The following is a 24974-nucleotide window of genomic DNA, read 5'->3' on the forward strand; positions in this document are numbered from 1 at the left end:
AACAATCGCTCCTAGTTTGTTGAACAATCTTTTATTTCTCTTCTCCGAGTAAAGAATACACGTTACCATTTTTGACAGAAAACGCACCTATAACCTCTCCATCGCTCATCATAACGGTTACTAATATACGTCCTACTAATACATCACTTAATGGATGATTGCTTACATAGAAAAACTCGTGGTGAATTTCCTTATCTATATAGAAATCTTGATCATGCTGTTGTACTGACAAAAAGTTAGAATGTGGTTTTTCATTAATGTTGTTCTTTGTAATTGTATAGGGTCCAAATTCACCTTCATGGTACAGAACAAATAAGCCTTCATCCTGTAAATAGCTCATGGCGGTAGTGCTAGACTCTGATAAAGTGGTTAGGTGGATCCACCTTATTCCTAACACTAGTACAACTAAACTAAAAAATAGTACCAAAGAAACTTTTTTCTTCATATAACACCGCCTTTTTCATTGAAAACTCTAACCAACGCTCAGGATGTAGAAACTAAGATGATCTAATTTTATTCAACTCTTGCTCGTATTGATTGCTAATCTCACTTATTCTTTTTATAGCCTCTTCAATATTTAGAGTCTCAACTTCAGTTGAAGTTAACGCACCAATTGATTGAGATAGCTCTTTTAAAACTTCTAGATACTCTATATCTCTATCAGAAAGAGGAACAATTTCAATACCATCCTGAAATTTGCTGTTTGAAAATTCTCTATTAAAATTATTGACTTCACCCGCAAGTTTGTTCGAATTACTTTGATATTGATTTTTAAAATCTATGTCATATTGTTTGGCAAAAGTTAAAGAATCGTCAATTCCAAATAAAACATCATTAGATATGTACCAGATATTATCGAATTCCTCGCGAGTGACTTGTTTGGTGTTTATTGTCTTTTCCAACTCTTTAGGAAGGATTTCTTTTGCCACACTAAAAGCAGAATTCAGTTCCACCTTTAAATCGTCTTCTAGCTTTTTATTTAAAGAGTTGATTTGTTGAAATTGGTATATGTTTAAAAACAGCAAAACGATAATTCCTAATGTAAGTATTTTATTTTTACTCACAGTACTCCCCCAATATAGTTAAATTCCCGCCATAACATTAGATAGAAATCAAATCCTTTTTGTTGTAAATTGTTATTCACCAATCTTGACAGTTTATAAGATGAATTTTTCCTATTTTATATACTCAACGTCAAGGTTGCTAGGTGACTTGTTTGAATATGCAATCCAATAGTTAATTGCCTTGGAATGTTTAATTTGTTTCGCATATTCGCCAAAAACTTTTACATGATTTATCTCAGGGTCATCGGGAATCATAACATTTACTATCAGTGGATCTGAAATATAAATATGACCACCCCTTAATTCTGGTCCACCTATACCTATTTCCCAATCCAATTTTCCTTTATTATTCTTGATGAATCCAATATTTAACTGCTCATTTGATTTGCTCTTATAAACAACAACAATAAAATCACCTTTTATGTCGTAGTCAATTACTGTCTCAAAATCCCTGTTTTCACTTTCTTCCAGAATGTCCACAATTTTATCCTCAAGTGATACTTCCCGAGAACATCCGAACAATAATATTAATAGAACTATTGGATAAGCAAAATATGAACTTGTTATTCTACTCATAGTTGCCCTCCCACCTTCTTTAAGAAACCCACCAAATGTTTATGTAAGGAGCGAAAAGCTATGCAGCAATCGCTCCTAGATTAATTAATAAAGAACTCATTATTATAGATTTTTAGTTCTTGTTAAAAGTCCGAAACACTAAGGTGGAATGTCCGCCTTAACACCAAATTTATCTATTTACTAAAGTTAAAGAATTTGCAATCTTAATCAATTCTTCTTGTGAATACAGTTCTTTTCCTTCTTGATGGGTAAAAACAATGATGTTGTAGTTAAATCCTTCGTCGTTTAAGGATAAAGTTTGTCTGTTGTTATCGTATGAATAAAACCCTTCTCTACTGCCACTTAATGCTACTTGTTCTAGATTTTGATGATTTAAATTTCTATTGTTCAAAGGTGGTGTCATTTCTATAAAGACAAGTTCCTCCGAATTACCACCAATTCCAATTGATAAAGCAAAATCATTGGTTTTGGCATCTGCTAATTTTTCAGGCAACTCTTCTATAACTTGAATGTAGTCATATACCCTTACTTCCTTTACATCATAAGGTAAATAAGTAGGTAGTTTAAAATCATATGGAAATTTTTCAATGCCCTCTAAACTATCGACTATTGGGTGTTGAGAAACCTCCTGATTACAACCTGATAATATTAATATCAAGGCTATTATTATTTTTATTCGCATATATACCCCCTAAAAAACTCTTTTTTCTTCATAACAGGAATGCTGCCCGTTTGCTTAATTCCAATTATTTCATAATCTAATAATTCCTACAATATGAAATTCTCTTTGGCCACGACAAAAATGGCGCTAATCCTTGTTCCTGGATCGCGCCCTATTCTGAAAGAAGGGAAGATTCAAATTGAAGCTATTTTTTATCTGACACCCTAATTGTTAGGTTCAACTGGAGTATAGTAGTTATTTCTTCATTAGGGTTTTAAAAATTGAAAATCCGACTGGAAGCTCTAAAAACAACTTTAAAAACATCCTTAAGAACCTCAATAATTTCTAGTATAGGTATGCACGCCATTGAGCAATCAGTTTCGTTAGTGTAGGGAAAAATCTTATATCGTCCACTTATAATAAACAAACTTAAGACTCTTACCATTCATTTCAATTTCTTCATCACTTGTTGATATATGCTTAAATCCGTTTTTCTCCAAGATTTTTTGTGAGGCAATGTTGTTAGTCGTTGTCTTCGCTAAAATCTGTTCAATATCTTGCTTGTTAATAGTTCTTAATAACAGCTCCAATGCTTTATTAGCAATTCCTTTCCCTGTATATGCTTCTCCCACCCTATAACCGATATAACCCAACTTACTGCATTTATCAATATCCACTAAGTTCATTCGTCCAAGGATTAAACCATTTTCATTCTTAATCAGATAATAATAGGATTCTCCCTTTTTTTGTTCATTCAGTAAGGCTTCGTGCCTTATTTTAAATTCTTCCAAACAATAATAATCTTCCCCACGACTTGGCACCATTTTTTCAAAATAATCTCTGTTTTTAAGTTCAAATTCATATAACATATTTGCATCAGCTTGTTGTAATTTTTCTAAAGTAATTTCCATAATACCTACCTCTCAAATTATATGAAACCAACCCTTTTCATGCATAACATATAATTCGAGATACATTCTTTTATTTCCTTCCTTCTTCCAGATTAAGGCCCTAAAATGACTCATCCTTGTTCTAGGATCGCGCCCGATTGCGGAAGACTATTGCATAGTATCATTGTAATTTGCAACAATAATTTTTCTTCCTACTTCAAATAAAACTCAACTTCTCTATCAAATTACTTAGTTTCTTACGTTACTTTTCTTTCATAATAGGCACAAAAGAATTATATACACCAATAAACTTCATTTCCTTTCCCTTGAATTGGGTTTTATGTATCGTAAAGAAAACGAAATCATTATATTCAGAATTTTTTTCAATCATCTTTTTACCAAAAATCTTCAAAGTCGTTTCCTGTAAAGGTTGGTTTGCCCCAGCTTTTTCAATAACAACCCCTAATAGCCAGTCTGCGTACATATCCTCTGTAGGCTTTGTCAAATACATGCTACTTAATAAAACAACCATAACGACAGCACTAACGATCCACTTCTTCAAAACTATCCCTCCAGTATTATAAGAGGTAGGATTCTCATCCTACCTCTTACTTAAATCAATTATTATCGGAGAGCTCGCATGTGTATTAAACCAAGTGAACATTCTCCACTTTAAATGAAACATGCTAGCACTTTATACTGTAATAAATCGGATTTATGAAAACCTTCTCCACTTCCCTACGATACTGTAAAGAACTGGTATGAAGACAAGCGTGAGCAATGTACTAGTAGTAAGCCCCCCGATTACAGTTATGGCTAACCCTTTAGAAATAACACCTGACGATGATGTTGATAAAGCCAGTGGTACGAGTGCTAAGATGGTAGCGAGGGCCGTCATAATAATGGGACGGAAACGTGTATTACACGCTTCAATCACTGCATGATCTAAGGCCATTCCGCTGATCCGGTTTGCTTCTACGCGGTCTAGCATCACAACCGCATTTGTTACGACAATCCCGATTAGCATCAGCATCCCGATCATTCCACTCATGGATAACGTTTCACCTGTAATCAGTAGGGCCCCGAGAGAACCGATTGGTACAAAAATCAAAGAGGAAAGAATAACAAATGGTGTAATGACTCCTCCGTATGTGATGGTTAACGTTAAGAACACCAGTCCTACCGCAATCATCATGGCGATACCAAGGTCTTGGAATCCTTCTGTCATCATCTCTTGCCCACCACCAACTTCCCATTCCACTTCATCTGAGATCACTAGTGATGCCAAATCCCCTTCTACTTGTTCTGTTACGGCTCCAACCTCCTCACTTACACTTTCTGCTGACAAGGTGTAAGCAAGCTTCCCATCCTTATGCTGAATCGTAGCAGGAATGGACATTTCTTCTATCGTTGCGAGTTCAATCAATGGCTTTGGTCCTTGCTGCGTTAGTATCTCGGTATTTTCTAATTCTTTTTTATCACGAACTAACTCGTTGTAAGTTACAAATACCTCTAGCTCTTTCTTGTCTAAGTCCATCACTCCAGCGGAAAGCTCATTCATTTTTTCATTGACTTGCTGATAAATGGTAAATTGATTTACTCCTAATTCAACCGCTTCGTCCTTTAACTCCAATACGTACTTCGTTTGAAGCTGCTGTGCACTACTAGACACATCTGTTAGTTGGTCGTTCTCCTGTAAGACGCCTTCCACTTGATCCGCTGCGTCCAGAAGTGCCTCTAAATTCTCACCATAGAGTGTAATGTCAATGGTTTTACTTGATGGAGGTCCTTCCTGCTGCACCTCATTAATTCGCACGGTACTTTCTTCGTATGTTTTTGATACCTGTGCAGCGATTACATCTTCTAAACCTTTTCGTTCCATTGTAACGGTGTATCCATCTTTTAGTTGAATAAAGAAAGTAGCTTTATAATCAGACGAAGCTTTTTGCTTTAATGGGTTCGAGTTATTGGCTAATCCTACAGAGCCTTGAACATATTCAATGGCCGTATCTTCCATGAGCAACTCTTCTATCTCTTTTGCCATACTATTTGTTTTTTCTAGAGTGGTGGACGCTGGAAGCTCCACCTCCACCTCTAATGCACTTGCTGGACCACTTGGTAAAAAGGACTTACCGATTGCAGGTACCATGAAGAGGGCTCCGGCCAATAAAACAAAGGCACTAATTATGACCATCATTTTATAGTTCAGTGATCCTTTTAATAACCGGTCGTATGCTTTTTGGATCCAACCTTGTTTCTCCTCCTGACTTCCTTCTTTTAAAAGCGTTAAAGCTAAAACCGGGATGAGCATGAAGGCCACAAGTAAGGAAAGCGCAATGGATGTAACAACGGCAATAGAAAATGGCTTAAAAAACTCCCCTACAATTCCTCCTACAAAAGCCAATGGCAGAAATACAACAATGGTGGCCACCGTAGATGACGTGACCGCTCCAATCACTTCTTTAGTAGCGTTGAAAATTAGGTTTTGATAATTTTTTTTCCTTCTGCATCCATTGGAAAATGTTTTCAATAACGACAATACTATCGTCTACAATCCGGCCAACGGAAACTGCGATTCCACCAAGAGTCATGATGTTTAATGAGTATCCAAAATAGTCAAGAACGGCAATGGTACCTAAGATCGAAATAGGTAACGATAAAATGGCAATTACCGTTGATCGGATATTTCTTAAAAACAACAAGATGATAATAATTGTAAATAGGGCCCCGAACCCGCCTTCCTGTAATAAGGATTTTACCGATTTCTCTACTTCTTTCCCTTGATCGATGATGGTATATAATTCAGAATCGGAAGAAGCATGGAAGTCTTTCACCTTTTCTTTTACAAGCTCCACAACTTCCGCTGTATTCGCATCTTGTGTTTTCGTTACACTTACAATAAGTGCTGGTTCACCGTTATAACGAGTGATACCGTTCTCTTCCTCCACTTCTTTTATTTGCGCTATTTCACTTAACGAAATAAACGTTGGTTTCTGGGGCAGGGAGGGATTTGTTGCTTTCTCATTTGGCGGAATACCTTGCTGCGAAGGAGAAACAGGGATTTGAACCCCCTTCATATCTTCTATGCTAGAAAGGTTCCCCTCCATATTTACCGGGATCTTCCCCTCTTCTTCTTCTAGACTTCCAAGAGGTAACACATAGTTTTTCTCGTTTAAAACTTGGATGATACTTGCGATTGTTAAACCATTCTCCGCTGCTTTTTCTTCGTCCACTTCTATTACTAGTTTGGAAGTGGTTGTTCCCGAGACTGTTACATCACTCACACCTACAATATTTTGAAGCTGTGGTGTAAGGGTATCCGTTATATTTTCTTGTAATGCTGTTAATTCTTCATCTGCGAAAGCAATTTGATAGATAGGCTTTGCACTAGCCGATAAGCGTTTGTAAGTCAGCGTGGCATCTTCCGGTAGGTTAAGCTTACTAATCGCTGATTGTATCTCCCTTTCTCTTTCTTCCATATCTTCATTGAAGTCATAGCTTACTTGTATCATGGTGCTATTATCTTGAGTAGTACTCGTTAATTCTTCATATGGTGCTATGTTTTCAATGGCTTCCTCTATTGGTAGAGTGATGTCTTTCTCCGCTTCTTCTGAGGAATGGTTTGGGTATGCTACCTGAATCATTAGTGTTGGAATCTCCACTTTTGGATAGTTTTCCAATTTAATTGTATTTGTTGATATATAACCTGTTATAACAACTAGTATCGTTAACATAATCATTGCAACACTGTTTTTTAAGCTAAAATCAATCATTTTTTTCATATCAGCATGTCTCCTTTTGTGTATGAGTTCACTATATAAGAGAAATGTGACCAACTAAGAACTTAAAAATTAAAAAAGCCAAACTCTAAAAAGAGTTTGACGTTATTTCGGAAGTACTATTTGAATAGAAGTGCCTACTCCATGTTCACTTTTAATGGAAATTTCACCTTTATGAAGGTCGATAATTTTTTTGACAATCGCTAGCCCCAAACCACTACCCTGACCTGAGCTAACCCTTGCTTTATCAACCTTGAAAAACCGATCAAAGATATACGGAAGGTCCTTTTCAGGAATCCCTATTCCAGTGTCAGAGAAAATCACTTGGACTTTTTTTTGAATATCCTTTACTTCTACTTTTATTTTGCCACCGGTATTGGAATATTTAATACTGTTTGTTAGTAGGTTATGCCATACTTGCTCTAATTGCAACCGGTCAGCAGTTATCTCTACTTTATTCACATCTTCTAAATTTAACTCAAGTTTTTTTTCAAGCCATTGTGGCTGATGGCTTAAAAAGACTTGCCTAATTTGTTGATCAAGGCGGAAATTTTCCTTCTCTAACAATGATTCTTTATTTTCTAGCACAGAAAGTTTTAGTAAGTTCTCACTAAGCTTTGCAAGTCGTTCACTTTCTTTTTGAATAATGGTTAAATAATGATCCTGCTGTTCTTTAGAAAATTCATTTTCCTTTAATGCAACAGCAAATCCTCTAATCGATGTTAATGGTGATTGTAAATCATGCGAAACATTTGAAATAAATTCTTTCCTCATTGTTTCAAGCTTGATAAGCTCGGTAGTCATTTTATTAAAACTTCTACCTAATTCGCCGATTTCATCTTTTCGCTTAATCGATTTAATTTGCTGGAAGTCGCCTTTTGCGATTTTGGTTGTCAAAGCTGTTAATTTTTTTATTGGATGTACTAATAGAAAAGCCGCAATTAAATAAAGTAAGCTACCAATAATTAATACATATGTTAAAACAGTAATAAGTGCTTCTTTAATAATATCAATGCGATCAATAATTCTTGGTTTAAGAAATAGCGCATATCTCTCTTCCTCCACTTGGAACGGCAAACCGATTGTTATGTTCTTTAACAATCTCTTCTCAGTGGATTCTACTCGATAAACGCCGCCATTTAACACTTTCTGAACATCAGAAGGGGAAGCCATTAGTTCATCCGTATTTCTACCAAACACCTTTACTTCTCCATCTTCAAAATAAATAGCGATATTAAAGGTAATAGTTGATGTTGCCGCCAAATAGTCTTCAAGGTTCTCTTGTCCTATCGTTTTCTGTAACTGAATGATACCCTTTCCAGCTTGAATCATTTCTCCCTCCAACTCACTTAACACACGCTCCTGATAAAAGCTAAATGTGATATAGAAAGCGGCTGTTAAACTTATTACTATAACTAAAATAAATGTAACTACGACGCGAACATATAACGTATTAAACATCCTTTATTACCTCTAATCGATAGCCCAACCCCCTAATGGTCAGGATATCAAAAGCCATTTGTTGGTTTAACTTTTTCCTTATTTTCTTAATATGTGAGTCAACGGTTCTATCGAAACCTTCAAAATCACTTCCCCAAATTTCTTCTATCAACTGGTCTCTTGAAAACACTTGTCCAGGATGACTAGCAAGTTTAAACAGAAGTTGGAACTCTTTTAAAGGAAATATGATAGGCTCATGATTAATGGTAACTTCCATACTATTCGCGTCAATTACAACATTTCCAATTGACACTTTATTTGTTGTATTGATTTTATATCTCCTTAAGAGCGCTTTAACTCGCATGATTAATTCATGTGTATCAAATGGCTTAACAATATAATCGTCTGTCCCTTGCTGAAAGCCTTTTACTTTATCTTCGCTCTCTCCTTTAGCCGTAACCATTAGTATAGGCAAGTCATATAGCTCTCTTATTTCCTTACAAAGTTCCCAGCCGTTTTTATTTGGCATCATAACATCAATGATACATAAATGAATGGTACGTTGAGATAAAATATTCGTAGCTTCTACACCATCATTTGCTTCAAAAACTGTATATCCCTCTTTTTTTAAATAGATCGCAATCAGTTCCCTTATGAAAAGGTCATCGTCTGCTACTAAAATAGCTGCCAAAAAAACACCTCGTTTCAAAAAAAATTTGTTTAGGTTGATCAAGGAGTACTGTTTTTAATGAAGAATACTTCTATTATTTTTCACCATTATAAGTGATGAAAAGAGTGAGCGCTAATCCTTTTTTCCAGGATTGCGCCCTTTTGGGGAATTTGTGAAGGGGTTGTCTGTATTATAAAGGAAGAAATTATGTCTAGCGGAAAATAAAAAACCCTCCGAATCATTTCGAAGGATTTATGAAGATTATTACATTAATAATTAATCCTCATACACAAACAACACTACTATCTATTAATTCCCATAAATATTTCCTGTCGATGAAGACAATACACCATTCTGAGCATTTAATGTATATTGAAGTCCGTTAGTGCTTGTCCAAGTTGGAAAAGAAAATGTGTCACCTGCTTCTAACTTAAACATTTCAATGTTTTTCATTGTTAATGGTGAGCGGGATCCGCTTGTTGGTGCACTGGTAGTGCGAGCGACGTATACAGCGGAATTTGTACTTCCAGGTTGAGATACTACTCTTGCGGAACCGTCTGCTTCAACTAATAATGCCGTCTGTTCGTTCACAGCAATTCCTTTTGCTTGTGTTGTCCAACCGTCCATGATGTTACGAGCCATAAATCCAACAAATCGGCCCATACGATCACGTTGTTCAAAATGCGTGTCTGTGATGGTGCTTGTTAAATAAGGGTTATCTAAAAAATTCCTTGTAAACGTCATATAACGATTTCCCGGGTTGCTTAATGCTTCGTCCGAATAAACCGATCCGTTCTCGGCATCATACACAAACTGCCCTTGAATCGCAAGGCCTGCACTCGTTCCACCCATCGGAACATTGTAGATTGAAATTAAATCATTTAATGTATCTTCCAGTGGTGTATCTATTATATAGTCCACATATAAGGACTGATCACCACCCGCAAAGAAAATCGCCTCAGCTTTAAATACTCTATCAAGCACAAACGAATCATACGCAGCATTGCGATTCTTTAATACAATGGTTTCTACTGAGTCTACAGGAACACCGTTGCTTGCGGCTAAGTCGTATACATATTGATTGTAGCCATCGCTTCCAGATGCTCGAAGCACGACAAAGTCCCCCCCATTTGCCTTTTCCGCCATCCACAGCATCGCTTCATCGACATCCGTTGATCCCCCCATTAAGTTAAGCCCAAAAGTGGTAGATCGGGTAATGTTTGTTGTGTCTCCATAGCCGTAATACGTATAATCTTTACTTGCTGCTTTAGCAGGCCAGTGAGCAGCCAATAATACCAATGACAAACTAATCGATGCAGCCATTTTCAAATATTTCTTCATGTTTCTAACACTCCCCGCATTTCATATTTGTAAGGACGTTTTTAATAGTCCCTACAAATAATCTATATGCAAGATTTATGCCAATAAAAAATTTAAAATATTCTGTTATTAATCGCGTTTATCTGCCTCTTAAACTTTTAATGGTTATATGAAAAATACCCAATTAAACCCTAAAACTTTACCCATTAAATGTTTAGATGTTATATAACGTAAAGCTATAAGTAATAGACCTGATACTTTATTACACATCTTTCCCTAAGTAAATCACTAAATTTTTACCACTTAATTCCACACTATGTTATTCTTCATCCTAAAAAAGATTGAGCGCTAAACCTTGTTCTTGGATAGCGCCCGATTGCAGAAGTCTTGATTTCAAGATAACTATATATTTCTTCAAATATGTCTCCATTTACTTTAATAGGAGATATTAGAAAGGTAGATATTTACGACTACTAATACTATTACCGAAAAGCTATATAACGACCAAGCTAATCTTCGGTTACCTCTTGGAACATCTTTGTTTTTAAGCACCTGCAATTGCTTATAAGTCAAAAGTAAAAACATTACTATCGAGAATAAAAGCACTTCATTAAATTTTTATACCCCCTCCTTTTTTAACAGCTGTTCGATTGCTTAATACCAATTATTTAACTAAGATTTCATACATTATGTTATTCTTCATTCTCCTCAAAAATGAAAATGAGCGCTGATCCTTGTTCCTGGATGGCACCCAATTGAAAGCTTTTGTAAAAAAGTGTATTATTTTACTTTACTAAATTTATACTTATTGACTCAAGGAATTTTTACTTATTTGAATTTATTTTCAAACATTATTTTCACTAAAAAAAGAGGCTGCCGAAAATCAGCTTTTACTGGCTTTCTATGCAACAGCCCCAAGTCATGATTAATTAATCTAACGGTTTCTTTAACTGTTCTTCATCCACAAGTAAATTACAATATTCTTTTCCATTAATATCAACTGCATTTGCCTCAATAAAGAAATAATCTTTATTATTTACCTGAAAATAAAAATTTGTTTTAGAAGAGAGTGTTTCTATATCTTTTAAGTCTTTATCAAGACTTTCAACATTAATCTTACCGAAACCACGTGGAAAATAACTTGATTCTGTCAAAAGCAAATCCGAATTCACATTAAAGTTATTTAACCTAAAAGTATCGTACTCAGGTTCTTGATACATATAGTAAGATAATACTTGCTTGAACAATATGTTAATTTTTGTTAATTGATTATTATTAACCCTAATAAGCTTAAGGGTGATTGCCTCTTTAAGATAATCAATTTTCAAGTCAACAATAGTTTGGTATTCTATCTCTGAAAAGAATTGTTGTAATCTTTTTTCAACATCCACATTAATTGACATAAATAATGCTCCTATCTATTTTTTATATCTCTTAATAAGATTAATTATCGTTGAAATGGAGGATTCTTGTAAAGTTATATGCGTTTCATTAGCATTATTCGAGTAGTTCCCTGCTCTATTCAAAGCTTTATTTCCAACAGACATTCTCCAGTAAGCTTCTTTTCTACCTCCAGATCCTGCTTCCATTAATCTAATTACAATAGTTTGGTTTTTATTCGGAATAGTAATTACTTTTCCTTTACCGTTTTTAGCATTTTTGGTTGAACCACCATATGCTTTAGTAATACTAGAAACTCCTAAATCAATTAAAGCTTGCATTGCTGCTTTTTTTCCATAATGTTTTATTGCATATTGTAATCCAGCTCTTACTATCAATGCAACAATGATGGGTATTGCAGTTGTTTGAGTTATGGAGCTATCAATAATTGTTTCTTCTAAAGTTTCATTATCTATAACCTTAGCAACAAGTTTATCCTCGTTCATTTCAATTATTTCTAAAGAATAGTTCTTAGTTGTTGTATGACCGTTTTCATCAGTTGTTTCAATATCTACGTAGTTATCAATATTATCTGCATTGATTAACATATCAGCTTTAATTTCTTCAACTTGTGTATCTAGCTTAATATTTACGTTAACAGATTCTTCACTTTCATTTCCGTCAATACTTACTGCCTCTACAGAACCTAATTCTTCACTATTAGAAGTAATTAAAGTGTCTACTCCAACTTCATCTAAAGAAATTTGCTCATTAAGACCTGTTTCTTCTGCTTTAACAGATGTGTACGCCGGTAGAATAAATGAAATAACCATAGTAGTGATTAATATTTTTATAAAATATTTCTTCATATTTACCTCCAAGATTTTGTATTATTCAATATATCCATTTCCAAATATGCTATTTTCTTTAGAAATAGAGCTATCAGCAGTATCTAAAAGAAAATGGTATGATTTTTCATACCCTCTCAAATTGCCATTTTTGATCATGTTATGCAGTAAGTAAGCTGTAACTTTAGCAGTTGCAAATGATGAGCCATTACGAACTTCGTATGTATTTTTATTATTAGCTACTTTGACGCCTTCACCTATACTAACAAAATCAATTTTTCCCGTAGAAGAAGTCAAGGATTGAGTTTTGCTTTGAGAAATAGAGCTTATAGAAATTACTTGATTTAGTTTTGCCGGATAATCCACCTCAAAGCCTAAATTATTTCCTGCAGAGGCAATTACCACAATTCCTTTTTCATATGCCTGACTAATCAGTTTTTTTATTTCTGGATTATTCGTCTGAAAGCCTGCACTGATATTTATAATATCTACTTCTTCTTTTATCGCCCACTTTAAACCACCCAACATACAAGAAGGCTTGCCTATACCATTGTCATTTATAACTTTTACATTGTACACAACCACGTTACTTCTATCTTTTTTACTTAAGGGGTCTACTATTAGGGATGCTATACCTGTACCATGATTATAATTGTCCTCAGTATACTTACTATTGTTATCAATAGCATTATAGGATTTAAAATTTATGTTGCTAAAAAACTTATGATCTTGATTAATCCCACTATCTAGTATCGCCACCTTAACTAGATTACTATTAGATGTGTTAAAGTTTGAATAATAGAATAACAGCATAGATACAGAAAAAAATATTATAAACGATAAAGTAAACAAAATGTTTTTCTTCATTATTATACCCTTTCCCAGTATAGAGTCTTTTTCCACCTCCCTATTATTAATAATTTCTAAATAAGAAATGGAATAATATTGAACAAATGTAATTATAACCCAATTTATTAATGAAGCAATACAATTTCATATTATTCGCAAAATGTTCACAAAGTATTTACAATTCATAAGTATATATATATCTTCTAAAGTATTATGAGATTCCTTGCGAACCTCTTCTAGGATATGAAGTAAATTTATCGCTTGATCCACGGATAATAATTGTTTATTTTGACACGTGAGATCATCAGATAGTGACTCAGGTACCATTTCTTGCACATATTCCGCATTATGTTAATTAAGTCGCAGGTACCTAAAATATGAAGATAATAAATGTAGCTAATAAACCCCAACTATCCATAAAACTCATATCCACTATTGCTCAATACAATTACTTCAAAATTTAGAGATACCTAAAATAAGTTATTCTTATCCTTTTCCTAATAAATCAACGCTGATCCTTGTCCCAGGATAGCGCCCTTTTGTGGAATAACAGTGAAGTTTAAATTTCACACCTAACTTACTCCTCAATATGAATTTTTCATTAACTCTTGGATTTTGATTCTTAATTTCTCTTTGATTTCTCCATGGCACTCATCCGTATATTTATATTTTGGATCGCTCCATTTTTCACCAGAGTATTGCCAAACAGGATATGGAATTCGTTCTTTAGGTTCCCAACTATATCGAGGAAAAACATGTGCATGCAAGTAAGCATCTGTGTTGCCATAAATGGAATAGTTAACTCTTCTAGGTTTACAAACATCCAATATCGCTTCACCAATCAAACTCATATCCAACAAATAGTCACTGCGTTCCTTTACATTAAGTTCTTCTAGTGATCCAAATGGTTTTGTGGGTAACAATACAGTGTAACCAGGTAAGAACTGTGTATCTCCAATAGCTGCAAAACCACTTTTCATTCGTACAATAATCATTGGGTTATCACCACTATGTGCCGATGCAATCCTATCTTTTTTCCACTCGTCTTCAACATATGTATTCATTTTATCCACCCTTATCATGTTGTCTTGAAAAATCTTCCGTAATAATTTATTTCTTCAATCTTCTATAGGGAAAAAAGAATAGTACCATGATAAATCCTATTATCAAAGTTGCAAACGGATATATTAACGGGAACAATAGTGAAGGATAAGCTTGTAAAGCATCTGTATAATATCCAATTCTATAGGGAAAAACTGCACCTGCATTTAGCAATTCTGTTTGTAAAGCGTCCCGTTTTGAATAACTAAAATCTTCACTTGTATAGGTTCCATCCTCATCAATTGCGTAGAGTGTGTATTTTAATTTCTCTGGTGTAACCCACCCCCTAATATCACCGTTTGGCATCTTTTTTGCTAATTCTTTCGTTCTCTTTACCAGTACAATAAATCGGGTTATATCATTTTTCTTGTCTTCTACAAGTAAATAAGCGATTTCGCCATAATATCGATTTAAACCTTCTGCTCCCACTCTTATTGGATGCTCGTTTAATTGAACTATCTCTTCTCTATTTATATTTATCGATAAATTTGAGATGCCGATTATGTTATCCGTAGAATCTAAATGGCTATACTCTTCTTTTAAGGTTTCCTCTATTTCTATGACATTGTCTTTAAATTGATAGGTGGAATCAGTAGGAGGGAAACCTTCGTTTACATCTGTTATAATAAACGCTTCATTCATTTTTTGATTATGAAAAACCTCCATGATAATTTTTGTGCTTAATGGTAAAGAAATTACAAATAGAATTAAACCTACGAAGAAGATTACTTGTCTTGTCTTCATATTTATCTCACCTTATGTCTAAATTTTATTACTTTTACATATTGCTGTTTGAGTGAGCTTGAAACTATTACACCTACTCTAACTTTTAGCAGCTCCCCCCTTTTGTCATATTTCCTAATACCAATTATTTCGTAAGCTAATAATTCCTACAATGAATAACTTTTTAACTTACCTATTAAAATGAGCGCTTATCCCCTGTTCAAGGAAAGCGCCCAATTCTTGAATATAGTTCATGCAAAATGAGTAACTTCATTTTTACCTTACATAAAGATTTTGCATTTGGGCAAAATTATAGAAACAAATCTAATTGGAGAACAACCTTATGATTTTACTTTCACTTTTCTTAATGTTAGGTGGGTTATTGATTATTAATGCTATTTACGCTTACCACACTAAGCACATTGACTCAAATTTTTTACATACTTTATGGTACTATATTAAACTTGTACCTTTATTCCTGTCTGCGAGTATGATGATTGGATACGGGGTGAAATATTTAACAAAAATCGTAGATAACTTAACCTTCTCACTTATTGTATCTAAAGGAATGGAGATCCTAGTTTGTGTTGTAATTGGATACATATTTCTAGAAGAAATTCCTAATTGGCGTACGGGGATAGGTATCACAATTATTTTAATTGGTTTTTGGATATTAAAAGGAAAATAAGAAAGAGCTGTAAAGTGACAAAAAAGTTATTTAATTTTAAAAACTCAACCAAGTATAACCCCGTTCTTATAACGGGTTCCGTTTTGTGAGGAAAAACCTGAAATAACAGGGTATTTAGCACCCAGAATAGCATAAATTCAACACACAAATTAGCACCGCTTATAGCGGTGTTTTTTCATAATAAAAATGATGAACTGAGTTTATAAGTTCTTCCTCTATTGCGCCCTATAATGAAAAGTGAGCGCCAATTCTTGTTCCAGAATAGCGCCCGATTGCTGAAGACTCGATATCAAGATAACTACATATTTTTTCAACTATAGCCTTCGATTCCCGCTATCAAATCAGTCAACTTTAAGCTTCGTCATTTTTTAAAAAGTTCTTCAAAATAAATAAGAACAATTCGAGTATTTTATCTTTGAAGAGGAACAAAACTTACCTTCACATCTTACAACACCTTCAATCTTCTAATATTTAAATAATAATTTCCTATTCTTTGAATATGGCTAGCATTCTTTCCATGTTAAATGCTTTCTTCTAAACGTACTTAGCAAAATTCCAATAAATATTGCATTAAGTAAAATTGGCTGTATTCCATAGCTTAAAAATGGCACTTGGACTGCCATAATTGGAACAAGACCGGTAATCATCCCTAGGTTATAGAGCAATTGAAATGCAAATAATGTAGAACTTCCAACTATAATGAGTTTACCGAATTCAGATTTAATTTCACTTATTATTCTCACAGCCCTATATAATAAAAATAGTAACGCGGACAATAATAGAAAAGATATTATATATCCTAGGCCATATATTATGGTCACAGCTGCCAGCTCTGTATGAGGTAGCACTATATCAGCCGGTATCCCTTGTGGAAGTAATGAAGCGTCTGATAATATTTTTTTTGCGACCGTCGTTCCGTAATGATCATACCTAGTAATTCTATCTATATAATGGGGTGCAAGAGGAATAAACATAATTCCTAGGACTGGAAGTATAATTAAAATGCCTACCGTTCTGTATCGTTTACTATATAGTAGCATTCCAATAACCATTACAAAGAGAGCTATCGTCATCGCTAAGTTGTGCACAGATATCATCATTAGAAATGAAAGCAGTAAGCATGATACAAGCTGTACCCATTGAATCCGGTTAATAGGCTTCGCTAAGTATCCTGCAACAGCTACTAAAAAGAAAGGAATCATCATTGTAGAGTCAAGGATTGGCTTCATAAAATACGGTCTACCATTGGTTGTACCAAACCAGCTAGTTAAAACCCCATATTTTTTATGTAAAACAAAGAATAACAAAAACGCAACAGCACCTATCAGTAAAGGCATTTTATATTTCTCCCACACCCGGTAATTAGAAAACATGATGAATACTGCAACTATCATTCCTATTCCAATTGAAATACTTTTATTTAACCAACTTAAATGAAACCCCGAATCTTCAAGTAGAAACAATAGCAAGTAACCCGCCAACAACAAGATAAGAAACACTCCAATTGTCACCCAATCGAACATTGGCTTATATAACTGATTAAATCGTTTGCCTACAGTTACTGGATTTCCCATTTCTTCTATTGCTTTTCTTTCCGCATCTTGCTTTGTGAATCCTTTCTCTTCCAGTTCTTTTATTTTCTTTTGAATATGGTATTGTAATTCTTTTTCTACAAGGTCTTTTGCTTCTTTAGAACTTATCCATTGGGTAACGGATTGAAGATAATGAAACTTACTCATACATTTCTTCCTCCGCTCCATAATTCTTGTAGCCTTTTGCTAAACTTTTTATTTGTGGATTCTTCTAATTCCTCCAGATATTTAAGCCCTTTTCTATTCAGTACATAGCGTTTTTCTTCGTATATCCAACGACTTAAAAGCAACTGTTTTTGTTCTAATTCGTGTAGATCCGTGTAAAGAACAGCTTCTGATTGATCATAATTTGTTATTCCTCTGGCACGCAATCCTTGTAGTAGTTCGGTTCCTGATTTTTCTTTTCTTAATAGTTGTAGGATGGACAGTCTAAAATTTTCACTATAGCTTTTTCTAATAGAGTCCATTTGCTTCTTTTCAAAAGTCAGTTCTTTTAACACCGTATTTTTCATTGATTTCCGCAAATTCTTCAATTTTTCTTCCATTGTTATTTTCCTCCCATTCTTTTTTTAGGAGTTGCTTTGCCTTACGCAATCTGGTTTTTATAGTATTTAAGTTAACGTTCAAAATTTCCTCAATTTCAACCAAGGAATGCTCTTCAAAATAATATAAATATACAACTTCACGATATTTAACAGGCAACAAAAGCACTGCTTCAGCAAGCATTTTATCCTCTTCTTTTCTAATAACTTCCTTCTCTATTACCTCTCTGCTAGTTCCTATAGCTAAATCGTTTGGATTATTTTCTAAAGATACGTGGCGGAAATGCCAGCTTCTCAAGTAATCTTTACAATGATTTATGGCAATACGCCATAACCATGTTTTCACAGAAGCTGACCCTTTGTATGTATGTAAAGATTGATAACACTTAATAAAAACTTCCTGCGTTAAATCCTGTGCAGCCTCTTTATTTCTCACATACGAATATGTCAAGTAAAGAAGTTCCTGACCATGCTTTTCCATTAAGTGAGTCATCACTTCATCTTCATTGTTGCATTCTGTCTTCAAATACAGTAAATCCACTTATTTCACCTCTTTTTCCTGTATATTAGACGATGCTCAATCTAAAAGAGTTTTATATTTTGACTAAATTCAACAGTTATGGATTTAATTCATTCGCATATTGCTTAATAACTTCCCACGACTAAGTTATACCAGTAGGCTGGTATTTATAAAAAGTTTTCCATATGAAAAATCCCCGCCAAAAGGGCGCTTATCCTCTTCTGAATAAGCGCCCTATTCTGGAATAAACTAAGGAGTATTTAATTAACTTTAATCCCGAGCTTAACTGATAATGTCATTTGTTCTTTATATTTTCCAGAGTCATTTATTGCAAGTAGTGATTCTCTCACCTCACGCTCAAAGAGCGCGACATTATCCCCAAGGAAACGCTTTGATCCAAAGGATGTTGAGTATAGATTTCCAAGTATTGAATCAATTGTCCAATTTACTTCGTAAATAGGTAGATGATGAACCTCTAGTTTAAAATTCGATTTCGAAATTACATCTTCATGACTCTCGGTAGGATGATTATATGTAGTCTTACCAGCTCTTCTTTCTTCTCCATACCAACGGCTAATTATTTCATTGAGCTGTTCTTGCCATGTTGTAAGTTTCTTATTAGGTTCATAGTTATCTATGATAGCAACCCCTCCACTAACTGCAACAATGTCAAATAATTCTTCAAGTACTTTAGGGCGATCCATCCAATGGAATGCTTTAGCTATTGTAACAAGCTCAAATTGTTCCTTGTGTTCTTTTTTGTATTTCTCCAATGATCCATTAAACCAATGTATATTACCCATTCTCAACGAATGATGAAGCCGTTGTGCTTCTTCTATCATTTCAAGTTCAGTGTCAACACCTACAATTTTGCTAAACCAATCTGAAAACCTTATTGTTAATTGTCCTGTACCACAACCCAAATCAAGTAGCTGTTGCTCTCCATTTAAAGAAAATCTATGAACTAAATATCTTATTAAAGAAGAAGGATACATAGGCCTATATTTAGAATAATAGTGAGCTGCACCTTTAAATAAATCTTCACCGTATTTCTCCAAAAAACTCACCTCGCCGCGACTTTTTAAATCAATGTTATTTCTTTATAGCCCTAGATTGTTGAAGATTGTGAGTCCTTTTATTATTACAGAATGTATAAGACCAACAATATTTTATTTGGCTACAGAACTCTCCAATCGAAAAGTGTATTTCTTCAAATGGTTAATCACTTTCAAAACTATCGTCTGAGACCAAAGTGTCATTTATTTGAGTAATAACAGTACCTTTAGGTAAATTTGAACATAAATTTTTAACCGTTGAATATTTCTCTTTATTAGAGTATAGATAGAATCCTGCACCATCATGAAAGATGGTAATAAAAGTTGTTTCTTCATCTAATTCAAAATTAGCAACTGAACTCTCTCTTGTTCTGCCCCATTCTGTAACAGTTTCCAGCTGAAAAAATAAATTTTCAGAATAGGATATTGCATAAAACTCATTTTGAGCAGGAAGCCAATAGGTCTCTTCTAATACAACTGATAGTGAACGTGCATCCATAATTTTCACCATAAAATACGGTGGATGATACCTAACATTTTTTAAAGCAGTCCAATAGGTTCTAGTTTCCTCCAAAAAACTAATTTTACAATCGATTTTTGATTCATGGAGTGTTTCCTGAAATTCTTTATAATCATCGTGATAATAAACAAAAGTAAGGTATAGTGGATACTTGTTTTGTGTTATTAAAAAATCCTGCAAATACTTTCTATTTCGTTCCACATAATCCCCTTCTGAACCTTCACTAATGAAATATGCAGCCTTTAAACTCCCTTTTACTTTTATATGATGACCTAATTCACCTAAAAATTTATCACTAACTTCTTCTTCTTGGATCCAAATTTCAGCCATAGGTTTCCTCCAATATTTTTCAAATTTATTTAAGAAAAATTCTTAAATAAGCAAAACGTTGAGAAATACGTTATTAAATAAGTCTTCCCTTTAAGTAGAAAACTTGGTTCAATTCTAGCTAAGAGCTAAGTGAAGAATCACGTTAGCATCAGGTGTTTTCAAGTACAAACTTTTATATTTTCTCAACAAAACACCAATAAACTCCTCTTCATCAGCAGTCTCCGAAATGTTCTTTTCAAACCCTTTTGGGAGAACCAATAGATAATGTCCCAGCAAACTAAACCAGAGCTCCTTGAAAAATTCAATCTCATTTCGACTAATTGTTTTGTGAATTATGCGAGATTTCTCAGGTTTTAAAATTTGATTATCCTTAATAACACTTATTGTTCTGTCAAACCAAAGCAAATAAATGCCACTATCTAAATCGCCATAAATGTCATTAGAAAGCTCGAATAGAAGAGAATTGCTTGGTTCTCTATTTTGAAACTGTTTTAACTCCTCTAGGTTGGCGGTCTTCTTCTCCTCGTCTGATAAACCGATAATATCCAACAAACCTTCCCAAGACCCTTCTTCCACTTCCTAACACCTCCATAACGTTTTCTCCATTCTAGAAAGTTACTCCATTCTCCAGCCCAATTGCTGCATATAATTTTGAACCACACCATGGATAAAAATCAATTCCTATACTTGAAGAACCACCATTTGTTAAGCAATTCCATACAATAATCAAATGATTGTGAGTTAGCAAGGACTTCGTGATTTAGCGATTGAAATGACAATATAAATACAAATACGGAAAATAACAACAACCTACGCATAAGAATACACCTCCATTATTAGGTTATATTATTTTTCCATTTTTTTATTGCATTAAACTGTCCAACTCTTGAATTAAGGAAGAGCTGAGGAATATTAATTTTCAACTCTCGCGCCCGTTAGTTGAACAAATCATAAATTTGCTGGTTGAAATTCAATTGAATTGGCTTGAAACATGTTATCTAGATATTCATAAACAATAACAATTTCACCAATATAACCAGCTGGAGAAATTCGACAATCAACCCTCACAATAAGTTTATTGTCTTTTACTTCGTATTTAGTAATACTGCCAAACGCTACATTATCAAATAAGTTTGTCGGTGGTATTTCTAAAGGGGCAATATCAACTGTATATACCTTTTCTCCCACACTAATTTCGGCTCTTTCAGTCGACAGCTTTGTTTTTACGTTTTTATATATAATTGCCAAAGGATTATCAACAAGAACATCAATCAATCCATTTGTATTTCTATATACGTAAACCTCTTCCTGTACCACACTAGTACCATAACCTTTCGTCAAGATTATAATTAACTCTTTCTTTTCATCTTTGTTGATGTCTTCGTAATACATCTCCGGGGCGTATGTAGGGTTAGTAACGTTCCTCCAAAAAGGTCTTGAGTAAACTTCCCCCTTGAAATTAATTTTGAAGTCTTGATATAAGCCGTTCATTTTTTTAGCATACAAGGTTATGTTATCTTTGCTTAACTCAGAAACAACATCATATCCCTCAATCGTAGAAGCTGCTTTATTAGGGGCAATCATAAGAACAAATGCCAATATAAAAATAATGTATTTTTTCATTAGTTGAACACCTCATTTTTAGTGTTCCCTAAGATAATTTCTTATTATGCTAATCAGACATGTTACTTTTAAGTACACTCTTTTCACAATTTTTATTTTTTTAGCTAAATATCAAATTAACTATCCCAGTGTTATTCAATTATCTGGCCCTAAAATACAAAATGAGCACCGATTCTTCTTCAAGAATGGCGCCCGATTGTTGAAGACTCGATTTCAAGAAAATTATACATTTCTTCAACTATACAAACTGGCCCTGGATGAGGTCTGATAAGAAAGAATCCACATCATCCCTAATCACAACCCCATGCCCTGTACAAAGGATACTTGGTCTAATCTCCCTAAGTTTCTTAAGCCCTTCCATAAACAACTCAAAATGGTGCTTTCTTCTCATCTCCTCGTTTTTTGCCCACTCCGAGATGAACTTTACATATTTATCCTTCATTTCTTTCCCATTGCCCGCAACTTTTTCATTTGGCAAAGGCTCACCAAAGAAACAAAGGTGGTCCCCACAAAACAAAACACCACTTTCTTGATGAAAAAGAGCAACAGAGCCTGGAGTATGATGACCTAGGAAGATACACTCCAACCCGTTGATAGCCGCACCATTATCAGGGAGCGTTCCTGTAAGAGTGGTTTTCAGATTTTCCGGCACCAGGCTGAGATCTTCACTATGAATATAACTTTTTATGTTTTCTAAAAAGGAAAGTCCACCGATGTGGTCTTTATGACCATGCGTAGCTATGAATGCGAAAATCTCGTCTTTATTTAGATTGATTTCTGTCAAGGAGGCTTCTAGGTAATCAAAGTGCTCCTCTTTACCCGAATCAATAAGTGTGTAGCCATTATCTCCCTTCACTAAATAACAGTTATTATAGGAATTCCACGATTCATCCCATAAGAGAAAGCCATACACATGATCCGATATTTTTTCAAAGTAGTATTTCAAAAAAATCCCCTCCCTGTTTACACTCCGGAAAACTCCTATTTCAACAAAGAATACATTTATCGCTCCAGTTACCTAAAGATGAATTTCATGGATTAATATTTTCATTAACTTATAACCTATCTAAAAGTCGGTCTATTTTCTTTGAAATTCTTATTGGTAATACGATTATATGAATTAAAAAACCCACTACAATTCCAATTAAAGGTGCGAAAAATCCAATAAAAAATGCTGCTACTATTGTTGGTACTATGTACCCCAAAAGTACTATCATTTTGTTTATCCCCCCCTTTTAATTTAGTGCATTCTTTATATTGATTGCTGCCATATTGTTTTAATACCAATTATTTCATATTCTAAAAATTCCTACAATAAGTTATTTTTCATCCTCGAAAAAAAAAAGAGCTCTAATCCTTGTTACAGGATTGCGCCTGATTGTTGAGGATGTTATAAACCCCTATATCTTATTTCTTTGATTATAAGTTCAACTATTTTATCTGGAGGTAGAGTTCCGTCAATCACTATATCTGAATTCGTTTTAATACTATTTTCCATTTCTAGATAAGCCACTCTTCCATATTGCAAATAAAATTTTACGTCATTATGAACATCGTTAATGTTGCTTTTTGTGTGATCTCTAAGTATTCGTCTGGCCATTGCAACGTCTAAAGGAGTATCTATATAGATAGTTAGGCCAATGTATTTTTTCATCTTTTCGTTCATATATGAAAACGGATAGTCTAGTAATATGTATGTAGGTACTTCGCTAGAGGATTTTATCCTCTCAATATCTGAAACCATTGGGTCTAAATTCCAAAGATTATAATCAGCTCCCTGATCCACCCATCGAACAATGTTATCTGGTGCGTTTTCAAAGTCATAATCATCAAAAAACAATTCTTTTGCATCATCTAATTCTAAACCCAACTTTTGGGTTATAGTAGTTTTTCCTCCACCTGAAACAGCTGCAATTGAAATTATCATTGGTTTAACACTCATATATATAAAGCTCCTTATTTATCACTTTTTTGTAATGAGAGAAATAATTCTCGCTTTCTTCTTTTGAAAAATCTATAAGAATGTTCAGCATATGGAATAACCACAAAATTTGTATTTAGGATTTTATCTTTTAATTTCCTATAGATGATTTGATTAGACTTAATAAATTCATCACTTAATTGGGTGCCTTCACCAGCCTCATTTGTTCCACAGTCTAAATATATGGATTCAATGAGAGTAAGATCACTATCATCAATAAGTTTTTCTATTTCCTCCTGATTGGACCAAAATGAAGAAGATAAGCAAATAATAGTACGGAATAAATGGGGATATTTACAGGCAGCGTAAATCGTGATTAATCCACCAAGTGATATCCCTGCCATCAAGCTATTATCGCTAATAGTGCGGTAATTACTATCAATGGTTGGTTTCAGTTCATGGACTATAAATTCGATATATTGCTTACCTTTTCCACCATAAGAATCCCTATTACCGGTTAACTTTCTTACAAATTCTCCACTCTCCCATGGACAATACTCATTTTTACGTTCGTCAACAACTTGGTCAATGGCGACTATAATTACATCGATCTCATTTTTTTCTGCATATTCTTCTAGACCTAACGAAACACCGCCAATTGCATCCTTATCTTGAAACACATTTTGACCATCGTGCATATATAAAACTGGATATCGCTTGCTTTCTGATTTTGAATAACTCTTAGGAAGATATACCCGAACAAATCTATTGTTCTTTAATATTGAACTAACCATCTTAAAACTTTCCAGTTCAATCACCCCTTTTCACCATATTTTACATAATCCTGTACGATTCTTAAACATGTTAAAAGCTTCTCTCTTT

The 24974-nt window shown here is 34.1% G+C and carries 26 protein-coding genes and 1 pseudogene; 1 reads left to right on the forward strand and 26 read right to left on the reverse strand.

Annotation, left to right across the window (positions count from 1 at the left end; all coding sequences use genetic code 11):
* Window positions 1–31 precede the first annotated feature (31 nt).
* From K7887_RS11265 to K7887_RS11335, 15 genes and pseudogenes are all read right to left on the reverse strand, one after another.
* Window positions 32–445 (reverse strand): hypothetical protein, encoded by a 414-nt coding sequence (locus K7887_RS11265; protein WP_223489260.1) that lies wholly within the window; start codon window positions 443–445, stop codon window positions 32–34.
* 52 nt (window positions 446–497) lie between these two features.
* On the reverse strand, window positions 498–1064 hold the full coding sequence (locus K7887_RS11270) for a hypothetical protein (RefSeq protein ID WP_223489261.1): 567 nt from the start codon (window positions 1062–1064) through the stop codon (window positions 498–500).
* A 111-nt stretch (window positions 1065–1175) separates the two neighbouring features.
* Window positions 1176–1640, reverse strand: a complete 465-nt coding sequence (locus K7887_RS11275; RefSeq protein ID WP_223489262.1) for a hypothetical protein — start codon at window positions 1638–1640, stop codon at window positions 1176–1178.
* 169 nt (window positions 1641–1809) lie between these two features.
* Window positions 1810–2322 (reverse strand): hypothetical protein, encoded by a 513-nt coding sequence (locus K7887_RS11280; protein WP_223489263.1) that lies wholly within the window; start codon window positions 2320–2322, stop codon window positions 1810–1812.
* 380 nt (window positions 2323–2702) lie between these two features.
* Window positions 2703–3212 (reverse strand): GNAT family N-acetyltransferase, encoded by a 510-nt coding sequence (locus K7887_RS11285; protein ID WP_223489264.1) that lies wholly within the window; start codon window positions 3210–3212, stop codon window positions 2703–2705.
* Between the two features lie 241 nt (window positions 3213–3453).
* The gene (locus K7887_RS11290; RefSeq protein ID WP_223489265.1) at window positions 3454–3753 is read right to left on the reverse strand and encodes a hypothetical protein; all 300 of its coding nucleotides are present in this window, start codon (window positions 3751–3753) and stop codon (window positions 3454–3456) included.
* A 153-nt stretch (window positions 3754–3906) separates the two neighbouring features.
* Window positions 3907–6973: pseudogene (locus K7887_RS23075) on the reverse strand (efflux RND transporter permease subunit).
* A 102-nt stretch (window positions 6974–7075) separates the two neighbouring features.
* A complete protein-coding gene (locus K7887_RS11300) occupies window positions 7076–8431 on the reverse strand; it encodes a sensor histidine kinase (protein ID WP_223489266.1) in 1356 nt (451 codons plus the stop codon).
* Window positions 8424–9101, reverse strand: coding sequence for a response regulator transcription factor (locus K7887_RS11305; RefSeq protein ID WP_223489267.1), 678 nt, complete (start codon window positions 9099–9101; stop codon window positions 8424–8426). The genes K7887_RS11300 and K7887_RS11305 overlap by 8 nt, the downstream gene beginning before the upstream one ends.
* A 288-nt stretch (window positions 9102–9389) precedes the next feature.
* Window positions 9390–10421, reverse strand: coding sequence for a cyanophycinase (locus tag K7887_RS11310; RefSeq protein WP_223489268.1), 1032 nt, complete (start codon window positions 10419–10421; stop codon window positions 9390–9392).
* A gap of 908 nt (window positions 10422–11329) precedes the next feature.
* Window positions 11330–11803: a YxiG family protein gene (locus K7887_RS11315; protein WP_223489269.1), complete on the reverse strand. Its 474-nt coding sequence runs from the start codon at window positions 11801–11803 to the stop codon at window positions 11330–11332.
* 15 nt (window positions 11804–11818) lie between these two features.
* Window positions 11819–12649, reverse strand: coding sequence for an SAR2788 family putative toxin (locus K7887_RS11320; RefSeq protein ID WP_223489271.1), 831 nt, complete (start codon window positions 12647–12649; stop codon window positions 11819–11821).
* Window positions 12650–12670: 21 nt separating this feature from the next.
* Window positions 12671–13495 (reverse strand): S8 family serine peptidase, encoded by an 825-nt coding sequence (locus tag K7887_RS11325; protein ID WP_223489272.1) that lies wholly within the window; start codon window positions 13493–13495, stop codon window positions 12671–12673.
* Between the two features lie 566 nt (window positions 13496–14061).
* The gene (locus K7887_RS11330; RefSeq protein WP_223489273.1) at window positions 14062–14541 is read right to left on the reverse strand and encodes an HIT family protein; all 480 of its coding nucleotides are present in this window, start codon (window positions 14539–14541) and stop codon (window positions 14062–14064) included.
* Between the two features lie 46 nt (window positions 14542–14587).
* Window positions 14588–15322, reverse strand: coding sequence for a hypothetical protein (locus K7887_RS11335; RefSeq protein WP_223489274.1), 735 nt, complete (start codon window positions 15320–15322; stop codon window positions 14588–14590).
* Between the two features lie 322 nt (window positions 15323–15644).
* Between K7887_RS11335 and K7887_RS11340 the strand changes: the two genes are divergently transcribed.
* A complete protein-coding gene (locus tag K7887_RS11340) occupies window positions 15645–15989 on the forward strand; it encodes a hypothetical protein (protein ID WP_223489275.1) in 345 nt (114 codons plus the stop codon).
* A 503-nt stretch (window positions 15990–16492) separates the two neighbouring features.
* Here K7887_RS11340 and K7887_RS11345 read toward each other — a convergent pair.
* The 11 genes from K7887_RS11345 to K7887_RS11395 form a co-directional block, all read right to left on the reverse strand.
* Complete coding sequence (locus K7887_RS11345) at window positions 16493–17728, reverse strand: FtsW/RodA/SpoVE family cell cycle protein (protein ID WP_223489276.1); 1236 nt, start codon at window positions 17726–17728, stop codon at window positions 16493–16495.
* Window positions 17725–18126, reverse strand: a complete 402-nt coding sequence (gene lstR / locus K7887_RS11350; RefSeq protein ID WP_223489277.1) for a helix-turn-helix domain-containing protein — start codon at window positions 18124–18126, stop codon at window positions 17725–17727. Before lstR ends, K7887_RS11345 begins: the two co-directional genes overlap by 4 nt.
* Window positions 18059–18616: a sigma-70 family RNA polymerase sigma factor gene (locus tag K7887_RS11355; protein ID WP_234946554.1), complete on the reverse strand. Its 558-nt coding sequence runs from the start codon at window positions 18614–18616 to the stop codon at window positions 18059–18061. Before K7887_RS11355 ends, lstR begins: the two co-directional genes overlap by 68 nt.
* Window positions 18617–18903: 287 nt before the next feature.
* Entirely contained in the window at window positions 18904–19701 is a 798-nt protein-coding gene (locus tag K7887_RS11360) for a class I SAM-dependent methyltransferase (protein WP_223489278.1), read from the reverse strand.
* A 160-nt stretch (window positions 19702–19861) separates the two neighbouring features.
* A complete protein-coding gene (locus K7887_RS11365; protein ID WP_223489279.1) occupies window positions 19862–20548 on the reverse strand; it encodes a hypothetical protein in 687 nt (228 codons plus the stop codon).
* A gap of 114 nt (window positions 20549–20662) precedes the next feature.
* Window positions 20663–21124, reverse strand: coding sequence for a hypothetical protein (locus K7887_RS11370; RefSeq protein ID WP_223489281.1), 462 nt, complete (start codon window positions 21122–21124; stop codon window positions 20663–20665).
* A 372-nt stretch (window positions 21125–21496) separates the two neighbouring features.
* Window positions 21497–22171 carry a hypothetical protein gene (locus K7887_RS11375; RefSeq protein WP_223489283.1) on the reverse strand — a complete coding sequence of 225 codons (675 nt, stop codon included), beginning with the start codon at window positions 22169–22171 and terminating at the stop codon, window positions 21497–21499.
* A 238-nt stretch (window positions 22172–22409) separates the two neighbouring features.
* The gene (locus K7887_RS11380; RefSeq protein WP_223489285.1) at window positions 22410–23117 is read right to left on the reverse strand and encodes an MBL fold metallo-hydrolase; all 708 of its coding nucleotides are present in this window, start codon (window positions 23115–23117) and stop codon (window positions 22410–22412) included.
* A 109-nt stretch (window positions 23118–23226) separates the two neighbouring features.
* On the reverse strand, window positions 23227–23388 hold the full coding sequence (locus K7887_RS11385; protein ID WP_223489286.1) for a hypothetical protein: 162 nt from the start codon (window positions 23386–23388) through the stop codon (window positions 23227–23229).
* 173 nt (window positions 23389–23561) lie between these two features.
* Window positions 23562–24113, reverse strand: coding sequence for a nucleoside/nucleotide kinase family protein (locus tag K7887_RS11390; RefSeq protein ID WP_223489287.1), 552 nt, complete (start codon window positions 24111–24113; stop codon window positions 23562–23564).
* Between the two features lie 14 nt (window positions 24114–24127).
* A complete protein-coding gene (locus K7887_RS11395) occupies window positions 24128–24910 on the reverse strand; it encodes an alpha/beta hydrolase (RefSeq protein WP_223489288.1) in 783 nt (260 codons plus the stop codon).
* Window positions 24911–24974: the final 64 nt, after the last annotated feature.

The organism is Sutcliffiella horikoshii, assembly GCF_019931755.1.
Classification (GTDB): domain Bacteria; phylum Bacillota; class Bacilli; order Bacillales; family Bacillaceae_I; genus Sutcliffiella_A; species Sutcliffiella_A horikoshii_E.